The organism is Pseudomonas inefficax, from assembly GCF_032164165.1.
GTDB lineage: Bacteria > Pseudomonadota > Gammaproteobacteria > Pseudomonadales > Pseudomonadaceae > Aquipseudomonas > Aquipseudomonas inefficax.
Window position 1 is genome coordinate 5,841,976 of sequence record NZ_CP134401.1, and the last position, 20,542, is coordinate 5,862,517.

At 64.1% G+C, this 20,542-nt stretch carries 15 protein-coding genes; 10 read left to right on the forward strand and 5 right to left on the reverse strand.

What is annotated here, in order from left to right; translation table 11 throughout:
- Positions 1-11 precede the first annotated feature (11 nt).
- The gene (locus RIN61_RS26360; RefSeq protein ID WP_112252466.1) at positions 12-1,031 is read right to left on the reverse strand and encodes a transcriptional regulator GnuR; all 1,020 of its coding nucleotides are present in this window, start codon (positions 1,029-1,031) and stop codon (positions 12-14) included.
- A 206-nt stretch (positions 1,032-1,237) separates the two neighbouring features.
- On the opposite strand from RIN61_RS26360, the gene RIN61_RS26365 reads away from it, so the two are divergent.
- The 3 genes from RIN61_RS26365 to RIN61_RS26375 all read left to right on the forward strand — a co-directional run bounded on the left by RIN61_RS26365 (position 1,238) and on the right by RIN61_RS26375 (position 3,619).
- Complete coding sequence (locus tag RIN61_RS26365) at positions 1,238-1,777, forward strand: gluconokinase (protein WP_112252467.1); 540 nt, start codon at positions 1,238-1,240, stop codon at positions 1,775-1,777.
- A gap of 111 nt (positions 1,778-1,888) precedes the next feature.
- Complete coding sequence (locus RIN61_RS26370) at positions 1,889-3,241, forward strand: GntP family permease (RefSeq protein WP_112252468.1); 1,353 nt, start codon at positions 1,889-1,891, stop codon at positions 3,239-3,241.
- 84 nt (positions 3,242-3,325) lie between these two features.
- Positions 3,326-3,619, forward strand: a complete 294-nt coding sequence (locus RIN61_RS26375; protein WP_112252469.1) for a hypothetical protein — start codon at positions 3,326-3,328, stop codon at positions 3,617-3,619.
- Positions 3,620-3,819: 200 nt separating this feature from the next.
- Here the strand turns inward: RIN61_RS26375 and RIN61_RS26380 are convergent, their stop codons facing one another.
- The 4 genes from RIN61_RS26380 to RIN61_RS26395 all read right to left on the reverse strand — a co-directional run bounded on the left by RIN61_RS26380 (position 3,820) and on the right by RIN61_RS26395 (position 9,324).
- The gene (locus RIN61_RS26380) at positions 3,820-5,247 is read right to left on the reverse strand and encodes a sigma-54-dependent transcriptional regulator (RefSeq protein WP_112252470.1); all 1,428 of its coding nucleotides are present in this window, start codon (positions 5,245-5,247) and stop codon (positions 3,820-3,822) included.
- Positions 5,216-6,709 (reverse strand): sensor histidine kinase, encoded by a 1,494-nt coding sequence (locus RIN61_RS26385; RefSeq protein WP_207878529.1) that lies wholly within the window; start codon positions 6,707-6,709, stop codon positions 5,216-5,218. Before RIN61_RS26385 ends, RIN61_RS26380 begins: the two co-directional genes overlap by 32 nt.
- Before the next feature lie 304 nt (positions 6,710-7,013).
- Positions 7,014-8,468, reverse strand: coding sequence for a sensor histidine kinase (locus RIN61_RS26390; RefSeq protein WP_313855080.1), 1,455 nt, complete (start codon positions 8,466-8,468; stop codon positions 7,014-7,016).
- Positions 8,469-8,739: 271 nt separating this feature from the next.
- Positions 8,740-9,324, reverse strand: coding sequence for a lytic transglycosylase domain-containing protein (locus RIN61_RS26395; RefSeq protein WP_112252474.1), 585 nt, complete (start codon positions 9,322-9,324; stop codon positions 8,740-8,742).
- Between the two features lie 186 nt (positions 9,325-9,510).
- Between RIN61_RS26395 and gspG the strand changes: the two genes are divergently transcribed.
- From gspG to RIN61_RS26430, 7 genes are all read left to right on the forward strand, one after another.
- A complete protein-coding gene (gene gspG / locus RIN61_RS26400; RefSeq protein WP_112252475.1) occupies positions 9,511-9,936 on the forward strand; it encodes a type II secretion system major pseudopilin GspG in 426 nt (141 codons plus the stop codon).
- 11 nt (positions 9,937-9,947) lie between these two features.
- Entirely contained in the window at positions 9,948-11,138 is a 1,191-nt protein-coding gene (locus RIN61_RS26405; RefSeq protein ID WP_112252476.1) for a type II secretion system F family protein, read from the forward strand.
- Between the two features lie 307 nt (positions 11,139-11,445).
- Positions 11,446-12,687, forward strand: coding sequence for a multidrug efflux RND transporter periplasmic adaptor subunit MexE (mexE, locus tag RIN61_RS26410; protein WP_112252477.1), 1,242 nt, complete (start codon positions 11,446-11,448; stop codon positions 12,685-12,687).
- A 12-nt stretch (positions 12,688-12,699) separates the two neighbouring features.
- Positions 12,700-15,879, forward strand: a complete 3,180-nt coding sequence (locus RIN61_RS26415; RefSeq protein WP_112252478.1) for an efflux RND transporter permease subunit — start codon at positions 12,700-12,702, stop codon at positions 15,877-15,879.
- On the forward strand, positions 15,876-17,291 hold the full coding sequence (locus tag RIN61_RS26420; protein WP_112252479.1) for an efflux transporter outer membrane subunit: 1,416 nt from the start codon (positions 15,876-15,878) through the stop codon (positions 17,289-17,291). Before RIN61_RS26415 ends, RIN61_RS26420 begins: the two co-directional genes overlap by 4 nt.
- 493 nt (positions 17,292-17,784) lie before the next feature.
- The gene (locus tag RIN61_RS26425) at positions 17,785-18,840 is read left to right on the forward strand and encodes a tetratricopeptide repeat protein (RefSeq protein WP_112252480.1); all 1,056 of its coding nucleotides are present in this window, start codon (positions 17,785-17,787) and stop codon (positions 18,838-18,840) included.
- A 79-nt stretch (positions 18,841-18,919) separates the two neighbouring features.
- Entirely contained in the window at positions 18,920-20,536 is a 1,617-nt protein-coding gene (locus RIN61_RS26430) for a response regulator (protein WP_252379179.1), read from the forward strand.
- Positions 20,537-20,542: the final 6 nt, after the last annotated feature.

A 20,542-nucleotide genomic window follows, 5' to 3' on the forward strand; every position in this document is an offset into this window, starting at 1 on the left:
AGCGCCCGGGCTCAGGAACTCTCCCGCACCATCAACTCGAAGCCCAGGTCCTGCTGCGCATTCGGTACCCGCTTGCCATCGAGCAACGCCAGCAGCGCCTGCGCCGCACCGCGCCCTACGGCGGCCCGAGGCGTGCGAATCGAGGTCAGCCGCGGCACCATGTGCGCCGAAGCTGGCAGGTCGTTGAAACCGACCATCGCCACCTGCCGAGGCACCTCCACCCCTTGGCGCAATGCCTGCAGCACCGCGCCCTGGGCCAGGTCGTCGTTGCAGAAGAAGATACCGTCCACATCCGGCGCCTGCTGCAACAGCTGGCTGAACAACGCGCTGCCCAAGGCAATCGAAGACGGCTCCGGCGCCAGCACTTCCAGCTCGGCCGCCTGCAAGCCGGCCTCGGCCAACGCCTGGCGGAACCCTTCGGCACGCTGCATCACCCGAGGGTCGAGCTGGGCGGCAATGAACGCCAGGCGCTTGCGCCCGCGCTCGATCAGGTGGCGGGCCGCGGCACGCCCGGCCTGCTGCTGCGAGAAGCCGACCGACAACGCCCCGGCCTCGCCATTCAGTTCCATCATGTGCACACAGGGTACGCCACTGGCCGCCAGCATCTGCCGCGATGCCTCGCTGCGCTCGAAACCGGTCAACAGCATGCCGCAGGGCTGGTAGGCCAGGTAATTGCGGATGAGGTTCTCTTCTTCGGCAAGATCGTAGTGATAGTTGCCAATCAGCACCTCGAGCCCGCGTGGGCGCATGACCTCATGAATGGCTTCCAGGGTGTCGATGAACAACTGGTTGGACAGCGACGGGATCAATACCACCACCGACTGGCTGCGCGCCGACGCCAGGGCGCGAGCTGCCGGGTTGGCCACATAGCCGAGGCTGGCCGCGGCAGCAACGACCTTTTCCACCAGCGCCGGCGCAACCGTGCTCACCCCACGCAGGGCGCGCGAGGCGGTAATCGGGGAAACCCCGGAAAGCCTGGCGACTTCTGCCAGGGTGGGACGACCTGTGGTACGGGAGCCGGTGCGAGACATGGATGTTGTAATTTTACTACTTGCAAGGAGAGGGAACGGCCACTAAGGTAGCGCTGTCTCAGGACGCAGGCAATGTAATCTTTGGTAGCAGCCACCGCGCGCTCGCCGCCAAGCGTCCATACTGCGTAAGGACAAGATCAATAACACCGGGGAGGAGGCTGTTCGTCGACGACGAGACAGCGCTATCTCCCCCGCAGGAGGTACTGATGAATTCTCCCCTGTCCGCCATCGTGGTGATGGGCGTGGCCGGATGCGGCAAAAGCTGCATCGGCGCTGCCATCGCCGCCCGAAGCGGCGGTCGCCTGATCGAAGGCGACGCTTTCCACCCTGCCGAAAACATCCGCAAGATGAGCGCTGGCATCCCCCTGGACGACAGCGACCGTGCTGGCTGGCTGGTGCGTCTTGGTGAGGAGCTGCAAGCCACGACCCAGGCCGGGGAACGTCCAATCCTGACCTGTTCGGCCCTCAAGCGCCGCTATCGCGACTCCCTGCGCGGTGCCATGCCCGGGCTGGTGTTCGTGTTCCTCGAGCTGTCACCCGCCGAGGCGGAAAAACGCGTGCTGGCCCGCCCAGGGCATTTCATGCCGGCGAGCCTCATCGACAGCCAGTTCGCTGCCCTGGAGCCGCCACACGGCGAACCGCTGACTATCGCGCTTGACGCCACCAAGCCCATCGAAGCGCTTGCTGATGAGGTGGACCGCTGGCTAAAGGGCCGCGGTGAGCCGGGCCTGGCACAAACCGCCTGACCCCGGCGGCTTTCTCGGCTCACCCAAGACAGCGCTACCCTGCCCCGCAAGCGCAAGCAAAGTTGCAAAAAAGCTACGCCAAAACAACGATAAGACCGAGGCCTTCAAACCATGTTCGGACTGGCTACTGATACCTTCCTGCTGCTCGACGCGCTGGTTACCATCGTCGGGCTGATCCTGCTGATCACCCATTTCAAAGTCCACCCCTTCGTCGCCCTGACCATCGCGGCCGGCTTCCTTGGTCTGACCTCCGGCATGCCGGTGGCCAAGGTCATGAAGTCGTTCCAGGACGGTTTCGGCGGCGTTCTGGGCTTCGTCGGCATCGTGCTCGCCCTGGGCACCATGCTTGGCAAGCTGATGGCCGACTCCGGAGGGGCCGACCAGATCGCGCAAACGCTCATTCGAGCCTTCGGCAAGAAGAACGTGCACTGGGCGATGATGTTCGCCGCTTTCCTGGTCGGCATCCCGCTGTTCTTCGAGATCGGCTTCGTGCTGCTGATTCCGCTGGTGTTCATCGTCGCCCGGCGCTCAGGCGTGTCGCTGATCAAGATCGGCATTCCGCTGCTGGCCGGCCTGTCGGTGGTGCACGGCCTGGTACCCCCGCACCCGGGCCCGCTGCTGGCGATCGGCATCTTCCACGCCGACATCGGCAAGACCATCTTCTATGGCCTGATCGTGGCGCTGCCTACCGCCATCATCGCCGGTCCGCTGTTCGGTAACTTCATTTCCCGCTACATCCCGGGCACCCCGTCCCAGGAGTTGATGGATCAGATCGCCAAGGAGTCCGACCAGGGCAATTTGCCGAGCTTCACCATCACTCTGATCACCGTGCTGCTGCCGGTGGTGCTGATGCTGCTGAAGACCTTCGCCGACGTGGTACTGCCGGCCGAGCATATCGTGCGCCAGTGGATGGACCTGATCGGCCACCCCATCACCGCCTTGCTCGCTGCCCTGCTGCTGGCCTTCTATACCTTTGGCTCGGCCCGTGGCTTCAACCGCCAGCAGATCATGAAGATGCTCGACCAGAGCCTGGCACCGACTGCGGCGATCGTGCTGATCGTGGGTGCAGGTGGCGGCTTCAAGCAGATGCTGGTAGACACCGGGGTGGGCAACGTGATCGGGCAGATGGCCGTGCAGGCGGAGATTTCGCCCATCATGCTGGCCTGGCTGGTCGCGGCGGTAATCCGCATCGCCACCGGCTCCGCCACGGTTGCCACCATCACCGGCGCGGGCATCGTGGCACCGGTGATCGACCTGGTGCCGGGGGTCAACCGTGAACTGCTGGTGCTGGCCACCGGCGCCGGTTCGTTGATCCTGTCCCATGTCAACGACGCCGGCTTCTGGCTGGTGAAGCAGTACTTCAACATGACCGTGGCGGAAACGTTCAAGACCTGGAGCATGATGGAGACCATCCTGTCGATCGTCGGCATCATCTTCATCATGTTGCTGTCGCTGGTGGTGTAACCGTTGATCGGGGTAATGGCACCTTGAAGCTTCGGGTAGGGCCGAAGGGAAGTATCAGCCCTGCCCGAAGCAAAGGAGTCTGCCATGCCCCGTTCAAGCATCCTGCTGATTGCCCTGCTCGCCGCGCCATTTGCCATGGCTGCCGGCACCGGCCCCACCTACCCCGACGACCCGCACAACCCAGCGCCCAAGCCGGGTGCGGACAGTACCCTCAACCCGATCGAAAAGCCCATGCCGCGGGACACCGACCCGCGCATACAAGGCAACGACCCGGACAGCCCGCCAGCTGAACAGAATGACAACCGGGATTTGCCGGGGATGGATGGCAGTGGTTCGGAAGGTACCGGGCGGCAGGGGGAAGCCGATAATCAGCGTTGATCAATGCCCTCAAATTCTAAAAGTTGCCGCAATCCCTGTAGGAGCGGCCTTGTGTCGCGAAAGGGCCGCAACGCGGCCCCAGGATTGATGCGCAACAGTTGAAATTGCTGGGGCTGCTTTGCAGCCCTTTCGCGACACAAGGCCGCTCCTACAGGTACAGCGACAACCTCGAGGCAATACCGCTCCCGCAAGCCCCTTGCTCACCACTGGCGTTTGTCCGGCCGGGTCAGCCCCAGCTTCTCGATCCGGTACCGCAGCATGTCCCGCGACAGCCCGAGCATGCGAGCCGACTTGGTCACGTTCCAGTCCGTGCGATCCAGGGTCTTGCATACCAGGTCGCGCTCCATGTCCGGCAGGCTGGTGCCGGGCTCGGGTTCGTGCCGGGGCATTTCGAACACTGCAGGCGTCGCCTGCTGCACGAGCGGCTCGTCGATCAGGGTCATGCACAGGTTGAGCTGGTGCGCCTGCACCACCTCGTTCGGTGCCAGCAGCACGGTCTGCTCCAGCATGTTGCGCAGTTCGCGCACATTGCCTGGCCAGCTGTAACCGAGCATCAGGTTTTCCGCCTCGGCGGAAAAGCGCAGGTTCGGCTTGCCATAACGCCGCCCATGATGAGCCAGGAAATGCCGCGCCAGCAGCAGCACGTCCTGCCCGCGGGCGTACAGGCGCGGTACCTTCAGGGCTATGATGCGCAGGCGGAAGAACAGGTCGCGGCGGAACTTGCCCTGTTGCACCATCTGTTCCAGGTTGCAGTTGGTAGCGCTGATCACCCGCAGGTCGACCTTGCGCTCCTTCACCGCGCCGATCCGGCGGATACTGCGGTCTTCCAGCAACTTGAGCAGCTTGGCCTGCAGCACCAGGTCCATCTCGCCAATCTCGTCGAGGAACAAGGTGCCGCCATCGGCAGCCTCCACCAGGCCCACCCGGCGCTCCTTGGCATCGGTAAAGGCGCCTTTCTCGTGGCCGAACAGCTCGGCCTCCAGCAGGTTGGCCGGGATCGAGGCGCAGTTGAATTCGATGAACGGCCCCTTGCTGCGCGAACCGTCGAAATGCAGGGCGCGGGCGACCAACTCCTTGCCGGTACCGGTCTCGCCTTCGATCAGCACCGGTGGCAAGTCGTCACTGGCCATGCGCCGCTCGGCATCCAGCACCTGGCGCAGGGTGTGCTTGAGCGTGAGCATCGTCGGTGATTCGCCGATCAACGCCTGCAACCCGGACTTCTGCGCCTCGCGCTCCTGGTAGAACGACAACGTGCGCTCCATGCGCTCGGCAGCCAGCGCCTTGTCCAGGGTCAGCTTGAGCTCGGCCAGCACCACCGGCTTGGTCAGGTAATGGAAGGCGCCTTCCTTCATTGCCTGCACGGCATCTTCCACATTGCCGTAGCCGGTCATCATGATCACTTTCAGGTCCGGCACCTGCGCCACCAAGGTACGCAGCAGGTCGTGCCCGCTCATGCCCGGCAGCGAGTTGTCGGTCAGCACCGCATCGGGCTGGCCCCGCTTGATCTGCTCCAGCGCCAGCTCCGCACTGTGGCACACGGTGACCTCGAAGCCCTTGAGGCCAAGGTAGGTGCGAATGTTGTCGGCGAGAATTTCATCATCCTCGACTACCAGGATGCTGTGCTCCATGGTCCCCTCCCGCTGCGATATTGAATATGAGGCTGACGCGGGTTCCTTCCTCTTCGCGGCTGCTCAGGCTGACCGAGCCGCCAAAACGCTCCATGATGCGTTTGACCAGGGCCAGGCCTACGCCAAGGCCACCCTGCTTGGTGGTGTAGAACGGCTTGAATACCATCCGCTCCTGCTGGTTGCTCATGCCCTTGCCGGTATCGCTGAGGACGAACTCGGCACGCTGCCCATCCTGCACATTGACCTGGGCGCGCAGCATGCCGCCTTCAGGCATGGCTTCCAGGGCATTGGAGAACAGGGTATTGAGAATCTGCGTGAGCTGCAGGGGCTGGCTGGCCACCCATTGTGACCCGGGGCCTTCGTAGCAAAAGCGTACACCGTTGCGTTCGATCTGCTGGGCGAAGGCCAAATGGGTGTCCTCGATGGCGGTCACCAAGTCCACGGCCTCGGCTTCGTCACTGGTCGGGCGCAGCGAAACCAGCAGGTCACGCACCCAGCGCGACATGCGGTCGACCTGGCTGATGATGTCGGTGATGTTCTTCTGGGCTGCGGGGTTGGCGATTTCCTGGGCCAGTTCGGCGCTGGAGCGAATGTTCGCCAGCGGGTTGCGCAAGCTATGGGCCACCGCCGAGGACATCTCGCCCAGGGCCACATAGGTTTCACTGGCAACCAGCCGGTCCTGCTGCAGGTGCAGCAGCTGCGCCGCGCGGCGCACTATCCAGAACAGGCCGAAGTAGACCAGCGCCCCGCCTACCAGGGTCGATGCCCATATCAACACGTAGCCGCGCTGGATGCGCCGAACCAGATCCTGCGGTTCCTTGTAGATTTCCACCATGGCCAGCACCTGCTCGCCCTGGCTGTCGAACAGCGGGATGTAGTTCTCGATGAACAGGTAGCGCGGTTCACGCTGAAACTTCTGCTCTTCACGGTCATCATCGGCCTGGTGGTAGCTGGCCGACACTGCCTTGCGCGAGTGGAAGGCGCGGTCGAGGTCGCCATCGGCCTCGATGCGCTTGCCGATCAGCTCCGGGTTGGTCGACCAGACGATGGTTCGGTCACGTGCATAGACGTTGGCCAGCAAGGTGTCGGGCAGGTGGTCGACATGGTCGAGGAACTCGACCCGGGTCGATTCAGCCAGCTCCGGGGTGAATTGCAAATGCTGCTGGTCCAGCCGCGGGTCAAGCAACTCGCCCATGGTTGTGCCGGGTGGCAACTGCGAATGGCGCACTTCGGCCTGGGCCATGGCCTGGATGAACTGGGCGGTGAGCATGGCATCGCGCTCGACGCTGTCACGCACCACGAAACGCGTCGACACATAACCCAGCCCGCCCGCCACCGAGGCGATGATCAGCAGGCTGATAACCGAAAACCAGCGCAGCAGATTGAATTCGCGCAATGGCACCGCCACACCGCTGGCGCTAGTACTGGCCTTGTCGGCAACTTCATTATCCAGCATCTGCATCGCGTGCTTCCCGCGCAGGACGTCCGTTCAGAAAAGCCTCAAGGCGACGAACAGTAGCCAATTGATAGCACTCCACCCGTGCAGCCGCAGCTGCCACTTGTCGTGTATTGCGCTCCATCTCCCACGTTGCAAGAACCCTACCAGCCAACCGCCCTATCTAACTAATTCTTATAAATCATGTAGTTACCGAATCTTCTTGAATCGTTATGGAGGTTAATCCCCCACATTTGGGGATTTACACCCAAACCAAGACAACACCCTTTATAAACAATGAGTTAACTCATCTTTCTAATCCAAAATAGCATCATTTGACCAGCCGGAAACTCAGCGAAACCCTGGTGCCATGGCCTTCACTGCTACTGAGCCGCACGCCACCACCGAAGCGCTCCATGATGCGTTTCACCAACACCAGGCCCACGCCCAGCCCACCCTGCTTGGTGGTGAAGAAAGGCCGGAAGGCCATGCGCTGCTGCTCTTCGTTCATGCCTTTGCCATTGTCGGACAGGCGCAGGGTCAGGTTACGCCGGTCATGACGCACCACCTCGACACGCAACCGCCCCCCATGCTCCATCGACTCCAGGGCGTTGGCGATAAGGCTGCTGAAAATCTGCCGCAGCAACACCGGGTGCCCCAACACCTGAACCGCCGGTACAGGTTGCAGGTCCAGGCTCACTCCGCCGCGCGCCAGCGGCACCGAGTAGGTCTGCAGGCTTTCCTGCAATGCCAGCGGCAAATCCACTGCCACTGCCTCATCGTTGAGCGGGCGCAACGACTGCAACATCTGGCGGATCCACTGCGACATGCGGTCGACCTGGCTGATGATATCGTTGACATTGCGCTGCGCCGGGCCATCGTCGAATGCCTGGGCCAGCTCGGCACTGGAGCGGATGCTGGCCAGCGGGTTGCGCAGGCTGTGGGCCACCGCCGAAGACACCTCACCCAGTGCCACGTAGGTTTCATTGCTGATCAGTCGCTTCTGCTGCACCGACAGCAGGCGTGCGGCGCGGTGCATGATGCCGTACAGGCCGATATAGACCAGCCCGGCGCCGACGGTGATCGCCAGCCAGATCAGGATCAGGCCATGCTCGATGCGCACGATCAGGTCATGGGGCTCCTTGTAGATCTCGACCATCGCCGTGACCTGCTCGCCATCGGCATCGAACAGTGGAATGTAGTTCTCGATGAACAACTGCTCGGGTGGGGTGACGAACTTCTGTTCGGCGCGGGCCTGCTCGAAGTTGTGGTAGCTGGCCGAGACTCGCATCTTGTACTCGAAGGCCTGCTCCAGGTCGTCATCACCTTCGATCAGCTTGCCGACCAGTGCGGGGTTGCTGGACCAGATCACCGTACGGTCCGGGGCATAGATGTTGGCCAGCAGCATGTCGGGCAGGTGGGCGATGTGGTCGAGAAACTCGCCACGCGCCCTGCGCCGGGCGTCCGGGTCGACGTCGAGCAGGTTGGCGCGGTCGATGCGCGGGTCGAGCAGTTCACCCATGGTGCGCACATTGGGGATCGACACATGGCGCACTTCGGCATCGGCGATGGAGGTGATGAACTGTGCGGTGAGCAAGGCATCGCGTTCGATGCTCTCGTCGATGATGAAACGGCTGGAAATCAACCCCAGCCCTACCGCTACCGAGAGGATGATGGCCAGGCTGACCCAGGCGTACCAGCGCAGCAGGTTGAACGGCTTGCGTGGGGTGGCCAGTTCGTTACCGGCGGGTACGTCAATAGCGTCGGAACGAGGGGCGATGTCCATGACGGACTCCACAACTGGGCACCTTCAGAAGGTTATAGCCCAGAGTTGGGGAAACCATCGGGTCGGCTTGGTGGCATCCGCCGAAGGGTATTGTTTCTGTCATTGCGGTGAATGCACCTGCCTTCAAAAATCCAAATGCCCCCACGCCCCCTGTGGGAGCGGGTTTACCCGCGAACACCGGCGCAGCCGGTGCCATCCACCGCGTCGCATTCTTCGCGGGTAAACCCGCTCCCACAGCGACCGCGCCAGCATTTAAAGGCAGTTATAAAGGCTAATCCCCCACCAATCCCTGCAACCTGCGGTACTCGCGCAGCACATTGGGCACATAGCGCCGGGTCTCGGCGAATGGCGGTACCGCACCACGGCGCAGTACCGCGTCGGGGCCGGCATTGTAGGCCGCCACGGCCAGGGTAATGTCATTGTCGAACAAGTCGAGCATGCGCTTGAGGTAGCGGGCCCCGCCCTGCACATTGTCTTCCGGGTCCAGGCGGTTTTCCACGCCCATCTCGCGGGCGGTATCCGGCATCAATTGCATCAGCCCCACCGCGCCCGCCGGCGAACGGGCCTTGGGGTTGTAGCCGGACTCGGCCTTGATCACCGCATGCAGCAACGCCGGGGGGACGTCATGGGTACGCGCCGCGGCGGCGACCAGCTTGGCATAGGGGCGGCCGGTGATAAGCTGCGCGTTGGCCGGGCCGGCCTGGGCCTTCGGCTCGCTGATCACCGTTTCATAGAGGCGCCCCGGTCGATGGACGTTGGTCAGTATGTAGCTGCCCTTGGCGTCGATGGAAATGTACACATCGGCCTGGGCAGCACCTGCCACCAGCCAGATCAAACCGAGAATGAGTCCACGCATGTCGGTCGCCTCTTCGTGGTACCCCCGATGTTGGGGGATATACCCCGGAAAACCCGAGGTCGATGACCACGACGCAAGCACTGTGCCGCTTTGCGTGCCGCATGATGCAAGGCGCGAGGGCAGGCGTGCACGGCTGTTGCATGGGGCTTGCGAAAAGCTTGTCCCCATGCAGCGGAGGGCTTCACCATGCAGCGCAGAACCAACCCCCAACGTGGCTTCACCCTGCTCGAACTCCTGGTAGTCCTGGTGGTGCTCGGCCTGTTGGCCGGTATCGTCGCGCCCAAGTACTTCAGCCAGCTCGGCCGCTCCGAGGCCAAGGTAGCGCGGGCGCAGATAGAGGGCCTGAGCAAGGCGCTGGACCTGTACCGCCTGGAAGTCGGCCACTACCCCAGCAGCGAGCAAGGCCTGCAGGCCCTGGTGGTCGCCCCCAGTGGCGAAGCGCGCTGGACTGGCCCGTACCTGCAGAAGGCCGTGCCGCAGGACCCGTGGGGCCGCGCGTACATTTACCGGCAACCTGGCGAAAACGGCGGCGAGTACGACCTGCTGTCGATGGGCAAGGATGGCCAGCCCGGTGGCGACGGGGAAAACGCCGAAATCACCAGTTGGCAGTAGGGAGAACGGCCATGCGCTACAGCCTCAAGGCCCTGGGCAGGCAGGGTGTGGTGCAGTTGCAGATCGACGCCGAGGACGCCGACCAGGCTCGCCGCCAGGCCGAGGACCAGGGCCTGCGCGTGCTCACCCTGCGTGGCCACGGCGGCGCCTTGCGCGGCATGGCCTGGCGCCGTGAAGCAAGCTTCGACCTGGTGCTGTTCAGCCAGGAACTTTCGACCCTGCTCAACGCTGGCCTGCCGCTGATCGACGCACTGGAAAGCCTGGCCGAAAAGGCCCCCGCTGCCGCAACGCGCAAAGTGCTCGGCGAACTGGTCCGCCAACTGTACGAAGGCCGCTCGCTGTCCCAGGCCCTGGGCCAGCAGCCACGGGTGTTCCCGCCACTGTACGTGGCGCTGGTGCAATCCAGCGAGCGAACCGGCGCGCTGGGCGACGCCCTTGCCCGCTACATCAGCTACCGCCAGCGCCTGGACCTGGTACGGCAGAAGCTGGTGGGCGCCTCGGTGTACCCGTTGCTGCTGTTGTTGGTGGGCGGTGGCGTGGTGCTGTTCCTGCTTGGCTACGTGGTGCCGCGTTTCAGCCAGGTATTCGAGGGCATGGGCACCGAGCTGCCCTGGCTGTCTCGGCTACTGATGCAGATCGGCCTGTTCCTGCATGCCCAGCAATTGCCGCTGGCGCTGGGCACCGTCGGCGTGGTCGCGACGCTGTGGCTGCTGCGTCGCCAGCCACGGGTGCGGCGCTGGGCAGCGTGCCAGCTGCGGCGCCTGCCTGCATTGCACCAACGCCTGATGATGTATGAACTGGCGCGCTTCTACCGCTCGCTGGGCATCCTGCTGCAAGGCGGCATCCCCATCCTCACTGCCATGGGCATGGCCCGCGGCCTGCTCGGCAGCGCGGCGGCCCAAGGCCTGGAGCACGCCAGCCAGCGGGTCGGCGAAGGGCTGCCGCTGTCCGACGCCCTGGAAGCGGGGCAACTGGTCACGCCGGTATCGTTGCGCCTGCTGCGGGCTGGCGAGCAGTCCGGCAACCTGGGCGAGATGCTGGAGCGCTGCGCCGACTTCCATGACCAGGAAATCGGCCGCTGGGTGGAATGGTTCGTCAAGCTGTTCGAACCACTGCTGATGACCTTCATCGGCCTGCTGATCGGCCTGATCGTGATCCTGATGTACATGCCGATCTTCGAACTGGCCTCGAGCATTCACTGAGTAGCCACTGCGGGACCAGGCGCGCCGCTGTCACGGAACTGCATGCGACTTGTTGAATCAGCAGCGACCCTGTGGGAGCGGCTTCAGCCGCGAACCCCGGCGCAGCCGGGGCCATGCACCGCGCTGGATTCTTCGCGGCTGAAGCCGCTCCCACAGGGTAAGCGGATCGCCGGCGAACATGCCCAAGATCGATGACTGATTCACACATATCATTCATCGTGATAATAACCTTCGGCCCGTTCGATTCGTGCATCACGCGCAAGACACTCACAATCCGCCCACTACTAATACATTGGCGGAGTTCTCCATGGAACAATCACTCAAACCCTTGCGCTTCCCCCTCGCTGCCCTGGCAGTGGTGGTGATCAGCGCTTGCGGTCGAACCCCCGACGCGGTGCAGGCTCCCGCCGCGCCGAAGGTCAGTGTGGCCAAGGTGATCGAGCAACCGATCAACGAATGGGACGAGTTCACCGGCCGCCTCGAAGCCCCGGAAACCGTCGAGGTACGCCCACGGGTCTCCGGCCAGATCGACCTGGTGGCCTTCACTGAAGGCGCCCAGGTCAAGAAAGGCGATCTGCTGTTCCAGATCGACCCTCGCCCGTTCCAGGCAGAGGTCCGCCGCCTCGAAGCCCAGCTACAGCAAGCCAAGGCCACCGCCATCCGCAGCGCCAACGAAGCCCGCCGTGGCGAACGCCTGCGTGACAGCAATGCCATTTCCGCAGAGCTGGCCGAATCGCGTAGCAGCGCCGCCGCCGAAGCCCGCGCCGGGGTCGACGCGATCCAGGCGCAGCTCGACCTGGCACGCCTGAACCTCAGCTTCACCCGTGTCACCGCGCCCATCAGCGGCCGCGTCAGCCGCGCCCAGTTCACCGCCGGCAACATCGTCACCGCCGATGTCACGCCGCTGACCAGCGTGGTCTCCACCGACAAGGTGTACGCCTATTTCGACGCCGACGAGCGCGTGTACCTCAAGTACACCCAGCTGGCCCGCGAAGGCCAGCGTGGCCAAAGCACCCCGGTATACCTGGGCCTGACCAACGAAACCGGCAACCCGCACCTGGGCCAGATGAACTTCGTCGACAACCAGGTCAACCCGCGCACCGGCACCATCCGTGGCCGTGCGGTGTTCGACAACAGCGACGGCCAGTTCACCCCGGGCCTGTATGCACGCCTGAAGCTGGTGGGCAGCGCCCAGTACCAGGCCGTGCTGATCAACGACGAAGCCGTGGGCACCGACCTTGGCAAGAAGTTCGTGCTGGTCATGGACAAGGACAACAAGGCCGCCTACCGCGCTGTCGAGCTGGGGCCGAAGCTGGAAGGCCTGCGCATCGTGCGCAGCGGCCTGGGCAAGGACGACCGCATCGTGGTCAAGGGCCTGCAGCGCGTGCGCCCTGGCTCACCGGTCACCCCGCAAGAGACACCGATGGCCAGCGAGCAGACCCTCGCCGCCCTCGCCCAGCAGCGCCAGGCCCTGGAGGCCAGCAACCCGGCGCCAAAGGTGGCGGGCAACAACGTGAAAGTCGCCAGCGCCCAGGCGCCACGCGGTTAAGGGACCACACCGATGAACTTCTCGAAATTCTTCATTACCCGGCCAATCTTCGCCGCGGTGCTGTCGCTGGTGCTGCTGATCGCGGGTTCGATCTCGCTGTTCCAGCTGCCGATCAGCGAATACCCCGAAGTGGTGCCACCCACCGTGGTGGTGCGCGCCAACTTCCCCGGCGCCAACCCCAAGGTCATCGGCGAAACCGTCGCCGCGCCACTGGAGCAGGCGATTACCGGCGTGGAGAACATGCTCTACATGTCTTCCCAGTCCACCGCTGATGGCAAGCTGACGCTGACCATCACCTTCGCCCTGGGCACCGACCTGGACAACGCACAGGTGCAGGTGCAGAACCGCGTCACCCGCACCCAGCCCAAGCTGCCCGAAGAAGTGACCCGCATCGGTATCACCGTCGACAAGGCCTCGCCCGACCTGACCATGGTCGTGCACCTGACCTCGCCAGACAACCGCTACGACATGCTCTACCTGTCCAACTACGCCATCCTCAACATCAAGGATGAGCTGGCGCGCCTGGGCGGCGTGGGCGATGTGCAGCTGTTCGGCATGGGCGACTACTCGCTGCGCGTGTGGCTGGACCCGAACAAGACCGCTTCGCGCAACCTCACCGCCAGTGATGTGGTGGCTGCGATCCGCGAGCAGAACCGCCAGGTGGCCGCCGGCCAGCTGGGCGCCCCACCCGCCCCGGGCTCGACCAGCTTCCAGCTGTCGATCAACACCCAGGGCCGCCTGGTCAATGAGGAAGAGTTCGAGAACATCATCATCCGCGCCGGTGCCGATGGCGAAATCACTCGCCTGAAGGACATCGCCCGGGTCGAACTCGGCTCCAGCCAGTATGCCCTGCGTTCGCTGCTGAACAACCAGCCGGCGGTGGCCATCCCGATCTTCCAGCGCCCAGGCTCCAACGCCATCGAGATCTCCGACGAAGTGCGGGCGAAGATGGCCGAGCTGAAGAAGGATTTCCCCGAGGGCATGGACTACAGCATCGTCTATGACCCGACCGTGTTCGTCCGTGGCTCCATCGAAGCCGTGGTACACACCCTGTTCGAAGCGCTGGTGCTGGTCGTACTGGTCGTCATCCTGTTCCTGCAGACCTGGCGTGCCTCGATCATCCCGCTGATGGCCGTGCCGGTATCGCTGATCGGTACCTTTGCGGTAATGCACCTGTTCGGCTTCTCGCTCAACGCGCTGTCCTTGTTCGGCCTGGTCCTGGCCATCGGTATCGTGGTGGACGACGCCATCGTTGTGGTGGAGAACGTCGAACGTAATATCGGGCTTGGCCTGAAACCGCTGGAAGCCACGCAAAAGGCCATGGGCGAAGTCACCGGGCCGATCATCGCCACCGCGCTGGTGCTGTGCGCCGTGTTCGTACCTGCTGCGTTCATTTCCGGCCTGACCGGGCAGTTCTATAAGCAGTTCGCCCTGACCATCGCCATTTCCACGGTGATCTCGGCGTTCAACTCGCTGACCCTGTCGCCGGCCCTGGCTGCCGTGCTGCTGAAGGACCACCACGCGCCCAAGGACCGTTTCTCGCGGTTCCTGGAAAAACTGCTGGGCAGCTGGTTGTTCGCACCGTTCAACCGCTTCTTCGACCGCGCCAGCCACGGCTATGTCGGCGGTGTGCGCCGGGTCATCCGCTCCAGCGGTATCGCGCTGTTCGTGTATGCCGGCCTGATGGGCCTGACCTACCTGGGCTTCTCGTCCACCCCGACCGGTTTCGTGCCGGCCCAGGACAAGCAGTACCTGGTAGCCTTCGCGCAGCTGCCTGACGCCGCCAGCCTCGACCGTACCGAGGCAGTCATCAAGCGCATGAGCGAAATTGCCCTGAAGCAGCCTGGCGTGGCCGACTCGGTGGCCTTCCCTGGCCTGTCGATCAACGGTTTCACCAACAGCCCCAACAGCGGCATCGTGTTCACCCCGCTCAAGCCTTTCGACGAGCGCAAGGACCCAAGCCAGTCGGCTGCAGCCATCGCTGCTGCGCTCAATGCCCAGTTCGCCGATATCCAGGACGCCTACATCGCGATCTTCCCGCCACCGCCGGTACAAGGCCTGGGCACCATCGGCGGCTTCCGCCTGCAGATCGAAGACCGTGGCAACCTGGGCTACGAGGCGTTGTACAAGGAAACCCAGAACATCATCGCCAAGAGCCACAACGTGCCGGAACTGGCGGGCCTGTTCACCAGCTACCAGGTCAACGTGCCGCAGGTGGATGCCGCCATCGACCGGGAAAAGGCCAAGACCCACGGCGTGGCGATCACCGACATCTTCGACACCCTACAGGTCTACCTGGGCTCTCTGTACACCAACGACTTCAACCGCTTTGGCCGTACCTACCAGGTCAATGTCCAGGCTGAACAGCAGTTCCGCCTCGATGCCGAGCAGATCGGCCAGCTGAAGGTGCGCAACAACCTCGGCGAGATGATCCCGCTGGCGACCTTCCTCAAGGTCAGCGACACCTCCGGGCCTGACCGTGTGATGCACTACAACGGCTTCATCACCGCCGAAATCAACGGCGCCGCTGCCCCAGGCTACAGCTCCGGCCAGGCCGAGGCAGCGATCGAGAAGCTGCTGAAAGAGGAACTGCCCAACGGCATGACCTTCGAGTGGACCGACCTGACCTATCAGCAGATCCTCTCGGGTAACACTGCACTGTTCGTCTTCCCGCTGTGCGTGCTGCTGGCCTTCCTCGTGCTTGCGGCCCAGTACGAAAGCTGGAGCCTGCCGCTGGCGGTAATCCTGATCGTGCCGATGACCCTGCTGTCGGCCATCACTGGGGTGATCGTGTCGGGGGGTGACAACAACATCTTCACCCAGATCGGCCTTATCGTACTGGTGGGCCTGGCGTGCAAGAACGCGATCCTGATCGTCGAATTCGCCAAGGACGAACAAGCCAAGGGTCTCGACCCGCTGGCAGCGGTACTGGAAGCCTGCCGCCTGCGTCTGCGGCCGATCCTGATGACCTCGATCGCCTTCATCATGGGTGTGGTACCACTGGTGTTCAGCTCCGGTGCAGGTTCTGAAATGCGCCATGCCATGGGTGTGGCGGTGTTCTCGGGAATGATCGGTGTGACCGTGTTCGGCCTGTTCCTGACCCCGGTGTTCTTCTTCCTGATTCGCCGTTTCGTCGAGCGTCGCCAAGCCCGCAAGGCCGAACGCGCCCACTCGCTGGAGAGCCATGCATGAACCTGCTCAAACCCTTGACCCCGAGCCTGCTGGCGCTGGCCCTGGCGGCCTGCGCGGTAGGCCCGGACTACCAGGCGCCGGCCACCGAGCCCGCGCAACTGGCCAGCGATGTACAGGCCAAGGCTTACGACCGTAGCCGTTTCGAAGGCCTGTGGTGGAAGCAGTTCGACGACCCGGTGCTGAACCAGCTGGTGCAGGCTTCGCTGGACGGCAACCGTGACCTGCGCGTGGCCTTTGCCCGCCTGAAGTCGGCCCGTTCGATCCGCGAAGACGCAGAAAACGATCAGTTCCCGGTGGTCACCAGCCGCGCCAGCAGCGACATCGGCAAGGGCCAGGTCCCCGGCCAGACCACGCAACGGGTGAACAGCGAGCGCTACGACCTGGGCCTGGACATGGCCTGGGAGCTTGACCTGTTCGGCCGCATCCAGCGCCAGATCGAGGCCAGCGAAGCCCAGGAAGCGGTAGCCGCGGCCGACCTGCAGCAGTTGCAGGTCAGCCTGATCGCCGAGCTGGTCGATGCCTACGGCCAGCTGCGCGGCGCGCAATTGCGCGAGAAGATCGCCCTGGCCAACCTCAAGACCCAGCAGGAATCGCGGGCCATCACCGAAACCCTGCGCGATGCCGGCGTGGGCAACGACCTTGACGTGGTGCGGGCCGACGCGCGCCTGGCCGGGGTCGAAGCCACCGTGCCGCAACTGCAGGCGGAACAGGCGCGGGCCCGGCATCGCATCGCCACCCTGCTCGGGCAGCGCCCCGAGGCGCTCAGCGTCGACCTGTCGCCCAAGGCCCTGCCGGCCATTGCCAAGGCGCTACCGGTGGGAGACCCGGGAGAACTGCTGCGCCGCCGCCCGGACATCCGCAGCGCCGAACGCCAGCTGGCGGCTGCCACCGCCAACGTTGGCGTAGCGACGGCCGACCTGTTCCCGCGTGTCAGCCTCAGCGGCTTCCTCGGCTTTACTGCCGCCCGTGGCTCGCAAATAGGCTCCTCGGCAGCCAATGCCTGGGCGCTGGGCCCGAGCATCACCTGGGCTGCCTTCGACCTGGGCAGCGTGCGCGCCCGCCTGCGCGGTGCCAAGGCCGATGCCGAAGGGGCGCTGGCCAACTATGAACAGCAGGTGTTGCTGGCCCTGGAAGAATCGGCCAACGCCTTCAGCGACTACGACAAGACCCAGCAGCGGCTGTTGTCGCTGATGCGCCAGAGCGACGCCAGCCGCAAGGCGGCGGAACTGGCCTCGATTCGTTATCGCGAGGGTACGGTGGACTACCTGGTGCTGCTCGATGCCGAACGTGAGCGGCTGAGCGCTGAAGATGCCCAGGCCCAGGGTGAGGTCGAGCTGTACCGCGGCATCGTCTCCATCTACAAGGCCCTGGGCGGCGGCTGGCAACCGGAGACTGTAGCCAGCGCGCGCTGATACACCCGTTTCAACGACTCCTTTGGTTGGCTCCTCCCCCAACCGTTTGCCCCGCAGGCCTTGGTTTGCGGGGCTTTTTTATGCTGTTGAGGGTGTGTGCAGGGTGCATGCCTCTGAATCTTCAGCGCCTGTGAGATCGAGCGCCGCCCGCGCGGCGCTTCGCGGGACAAGCCCGCTCCCACATCTGTTTCGGGCCAATTACTCCTGTGCATGGTGGGTTGCAGCTTTGGTGCATGACTGGAGATGGATGAAAAGCAGCAAACCAATCTTCGATATGTAATAGAACAAACAAGGCGGACAGAGGTGACCTTGCAGGAGTGACTGGCCCGAAACAGATGTGGGAGCGGGCTTGTCCCGCGAAGCGCCGCGCGGGCGGCGCTCGATTTGTGCCCCCCCCAAAAAATCCGAGCCAGGCACCTGTCAGCCCTCACTCGGTTGCATTTACCCCCCAGCTAGCCCAAGCTCTGCCCTTCCCGCCGCCACGGATCGTCCGATGCCCAGACGCAACCGCTACCTGATCGCCCTGCTGCTGTTGATCTTGGTATCGGCCCTGTTCGGCTACCTGTGGCGGGACACCCCACCAGCCCCGCCAACCCTCCCGGCCCACAGCTACGCCAAGGCCCTGCGCCAGGCCCATGAGGGCCAACCCGGCGCTGCACGGGTGCTGTACCAGCAACTGCAGCGCACCGACCTGCCACCCATCCGCCGTGCGGCCTTGTATGCCGAACTGCCCAACTACCCTTCGCCCCAGGCATTGAAACTCGCCCGCCAGGACCTCGAGCATGCCGACCCGCTGGTGCGCCGCGCAGCCATTGCCGGTATCCGCCGCCTGCTGCCAGCGGCGCAGCGCAGCCTGGTGCTCGGCCCACTGCTGGACGACGACGAACAAAGCGTGCGCTTCGCCGCAGTAGATGCCCTGCTCGGCCTCGATCCGGATGACATCGGCCTGTATTTCGGCCCGCTACAGGTCGCCCTGGAGCAATACCAGCAGGCCCTGGAGCAACAGCCCGAAGACGCCGACGCGCAAGTCCACCTGGCGCGCCTGTACCTGCACGAAAACGACTACACCCTGGCCGCCACTGCCCTGCAACGTGCCCTGACGGTAGCACCAGGCAACCTCGACGCACTGGCGACCCAGGTACGCCTGCTGGAACGCCAGGGCCACCACGATGCCTCGCGTCAGGTACTAGGCAAAGCCCTGGCGCTGAGCCCCGACTCGGCTTTTCTGCAGCACGAACTGGGGCTCTGGCTGAACCGCCACGAACAGCGCGAGTATGCACTGCTGGCATTGTCCCGCGCCGTCGAACTGGACCCGGACAACGCCGACTACCGCTATACACTGGCGGTAACCCTGCATGAGCTGGAACAAATCGACGCCGCGCAAAAGCAACTGGAAACCGTGCTCAGCCGTCAGCCGGCCAATCGCCGCGCACGGGTGCTGCTGATCCAGTACTGGAAGGAAACCGGCCAGTTGCAGAACGTACAGGTGCTGCTGGCCGAGCTGGAGCGGCAGAACCCGGACGACCCCGTCCTGCAACAGGGCCTGTAGGCAATATCCGAAAATTGTTGAACCCTGGGGCTATGCCCGAGGTCCAGTGGATATCGGGCTACCCTACAGGAGAGTCGTTTTGGCCAGTTCGTTGGCGCTGGACGAACGTGCATTGATCCTGGCGCCCCCGCCGATAGCCGCGGATATTGCGCGCCTGCTCGCTTGCGCGGGCATAGACAGCCTGTGCGCGGTCGACCTGGCCAACCTGCAAGCCCGCCTGGCCGAAGGCGCGGGCCTGGCGATCATTGCCGAGCAGGTATTCGAGCAGGGCCCAAGCGCATTGCTGCAGGCATTCATCGACCAGCAACCGTGCTGGTCGGACCTGCCCGTCGTACTGCTCGGTCAAGGGGACCCAGCAGCCAAGGGCTCGACCAACCACCCGGTGGGCAATCTGGTCCTGCTGGCCGCACCGTTCGAAAACACCCAGCTGCTGCACGTGACCCAGTCCGCCCTGCGCAACCGGCGCCGCCAGTATCTGGCGCGCGACCAGTTGCAGACCCTGCAGCAACGGCTTGACGCCCAGGCCGCACCTCCCGGCGAAGCGCAGCAGCGCAGCGAGTTTGCCCGCCACCAGACGCGCAAGATGGAGGCCATCGGCCAACTGGCCGGTGGGGTCGCCCATGACTTCAACAACCTGCTCACCAGCATTGGCGGCAGCTTCGAGCTGATCGACCGGCGCTTGCGCCAGGGCCGTAGCGATGGCCTGGAGAACGTGCTGCGCATGGGCCGCGAGGCGGTGTCCCGCGCAGCCCGTCTGACCCACCGCCTGCTGGCCTTCTCTTCTCGGCAATCGCTGCACAGCCAGCAGATAGACCTGCACGATCTGCTCCAGACAAAGCGCCTGATGGCTTGCCTTACCGCGGCCGTGACCCTGCAGGTGCAAATCGACAAGGGCCTGTGGTCCGTAGAAGCCGATGACCAGCAGTTGCACGAAGCCCTCGAAAACCTGCTGCTCAATGCCTGCGAAGCCATGCCCAATGGTGGCCAATTGCGCATCGAGGCAAGTAACCAGCACATCGGCGCTGGGCAATTCCCCGGCGGTGCCCTGTGCGCCGGCGACTATATACGCCTGCGCATCATCGATGACGGCCAGGGCATGGCGCAAAGCACGCTGGAGCATGCCTTCGAGCCGTTCTTCAGCACCAAGGCGATCGGCCAGGGCATTGGCCTGGGCCTGTCGATGGTGTACGGCTTCAGCAAGCAATCCCGTGGCCATGTCACCCTGCACAGCCAGATCGGCCAAGGGACCCGGGTGGACTTGTACCTTCCGCGCCATGTCGACCAGGGCCAGGCACCGGTCAAACCCGTACAGCCCGTGCGAGGTTATCAGGGCCATCACGTGCTGGTTGTCGAGGACGACCCGCATGTACGCCAATTGCTGTGCCAGGCTCTGCGCGAGGATGGCTTCGCCTGCCACAGTGCCGCCGATGCCAATGAGGGCCTGAAGGTACTGCGCTCGACCCAACCGGTGGATCTGTTGGTCAGCGATGTCGGTTTGCCCGGCATGAATGGCCGCCAGTTGGCCGAAATCGCACGCAGCCTGCGCCCACGCCTGCCGGTCTTGTTCATCACCGGCTATGCGGAAACGGCCATGGCCCGCGAGGGTTTCCTGGAGGCGGGGATGCATTTGATCTGCAAGCCCTTCGAGCTGAAGCAGCTGCAGGCCCAGGTGACCCAGATACTGGGCAAGCACTGAACCACA

Bases quoted from the DNA above. Each gene is read 5' to 3' on its own strand.
- RIN61_RS26360 (WP_112252466.1), bottom strand. From the start codon at position 1,031: ATGTCTCGCACCGGCTCCCGTACCACAGGTCGTCCCACCCTGGCAGAA.
- RIN61_RS26365 (WP_112252467.1), top strand. From the start codon at position 1,238: ATGAATTCTCCCCTGTCCGCCATCGTGGTGATGGGCGTGGCCGGATGC.
- RIN61_RS26370 (WP_112252468.1), top strand. From the start codon at position 1,889: ATGTTCGGACTGGCTACTGATACCTTCCTGCTGCTCGACGCGCTGGTT.
- RIN61_RS26375 (WP_112252469.1), top strand. From the start codon at position 3,326: ATGCCCCGTTCAAGCATCCTGCTGATTGCCCTGCTCGCCGCGCCATTT.
- RIN61_RS26380 (WP_112252470.1), bottom strand. From the start codon at position 5,247: ATGGAGCACAGCATCCTGGTAGTCGAGGATGATGAAATTCTCGCCGAC.
- RIN61_RS26385 (WP_207878529.1), bottom strand. From the start codon at position 6,709: ATGCAGATGCTGGATAATGAAGTTGCCGACAAGGCCAGTACTAGCGCC.
- RIN61_RS26390 (WP_313855080.1), bottom strand. From the start codon at position 8,468: ATGGACATCGCCCCTCGTTCCGACGCTATTGACGTACCCGCCGGTAAC.
- RIN61_RS26395 (WP_112252474.1), bottom strand. From the start codon at position 9,324: ATGCGTGGACTCATTCTCGGTTTGATCTGGCTGGTGGCAGGTGCTGCC.
- gspG (WP_112252475.1), top strand. From the start codon at position 9,511: ATGCAGCGCAGAACCAACCCCCAACGTGGCTTCACCCTGCTCGAACTC.
- RIN61_RS26405 (WP_112252476.1), top strand. From the start codon at position 9,948: ATGCGCTACAGCCTCAAGGCCCTGGGCAGGCAGGGTGTGGTGCAGTTG.
- mexE (WP_112252477.1), top strand. From the start codon at position 11,446: ATGGAACAATCACTCAAACCCTTGCGCTTCCCCCTCGCTGCCCTGGCA.
- RIN61_RS26415 (WP_112252478.1), top strand. From the start codon at position 12,700: ATGAACTTCTCGAAATTCTTCATTACCCGGCCAATCTTCGCCGCGGTG.
- RIN61_RS26420 (WP_112252479.1), top strand. From the start codon at position 15,876: ATGAACCTGCTCAAACCCTTGACCCCGAGCCTGCTGGCGCTGGCCCTG.
- RIN61_RS26425 (WP_112252480.1), top strand. From the start codon at position 17,785: ATGCCCAGACGCAACCGCTACCTGATCGCCCTGCTGCTGTTGATCTTG.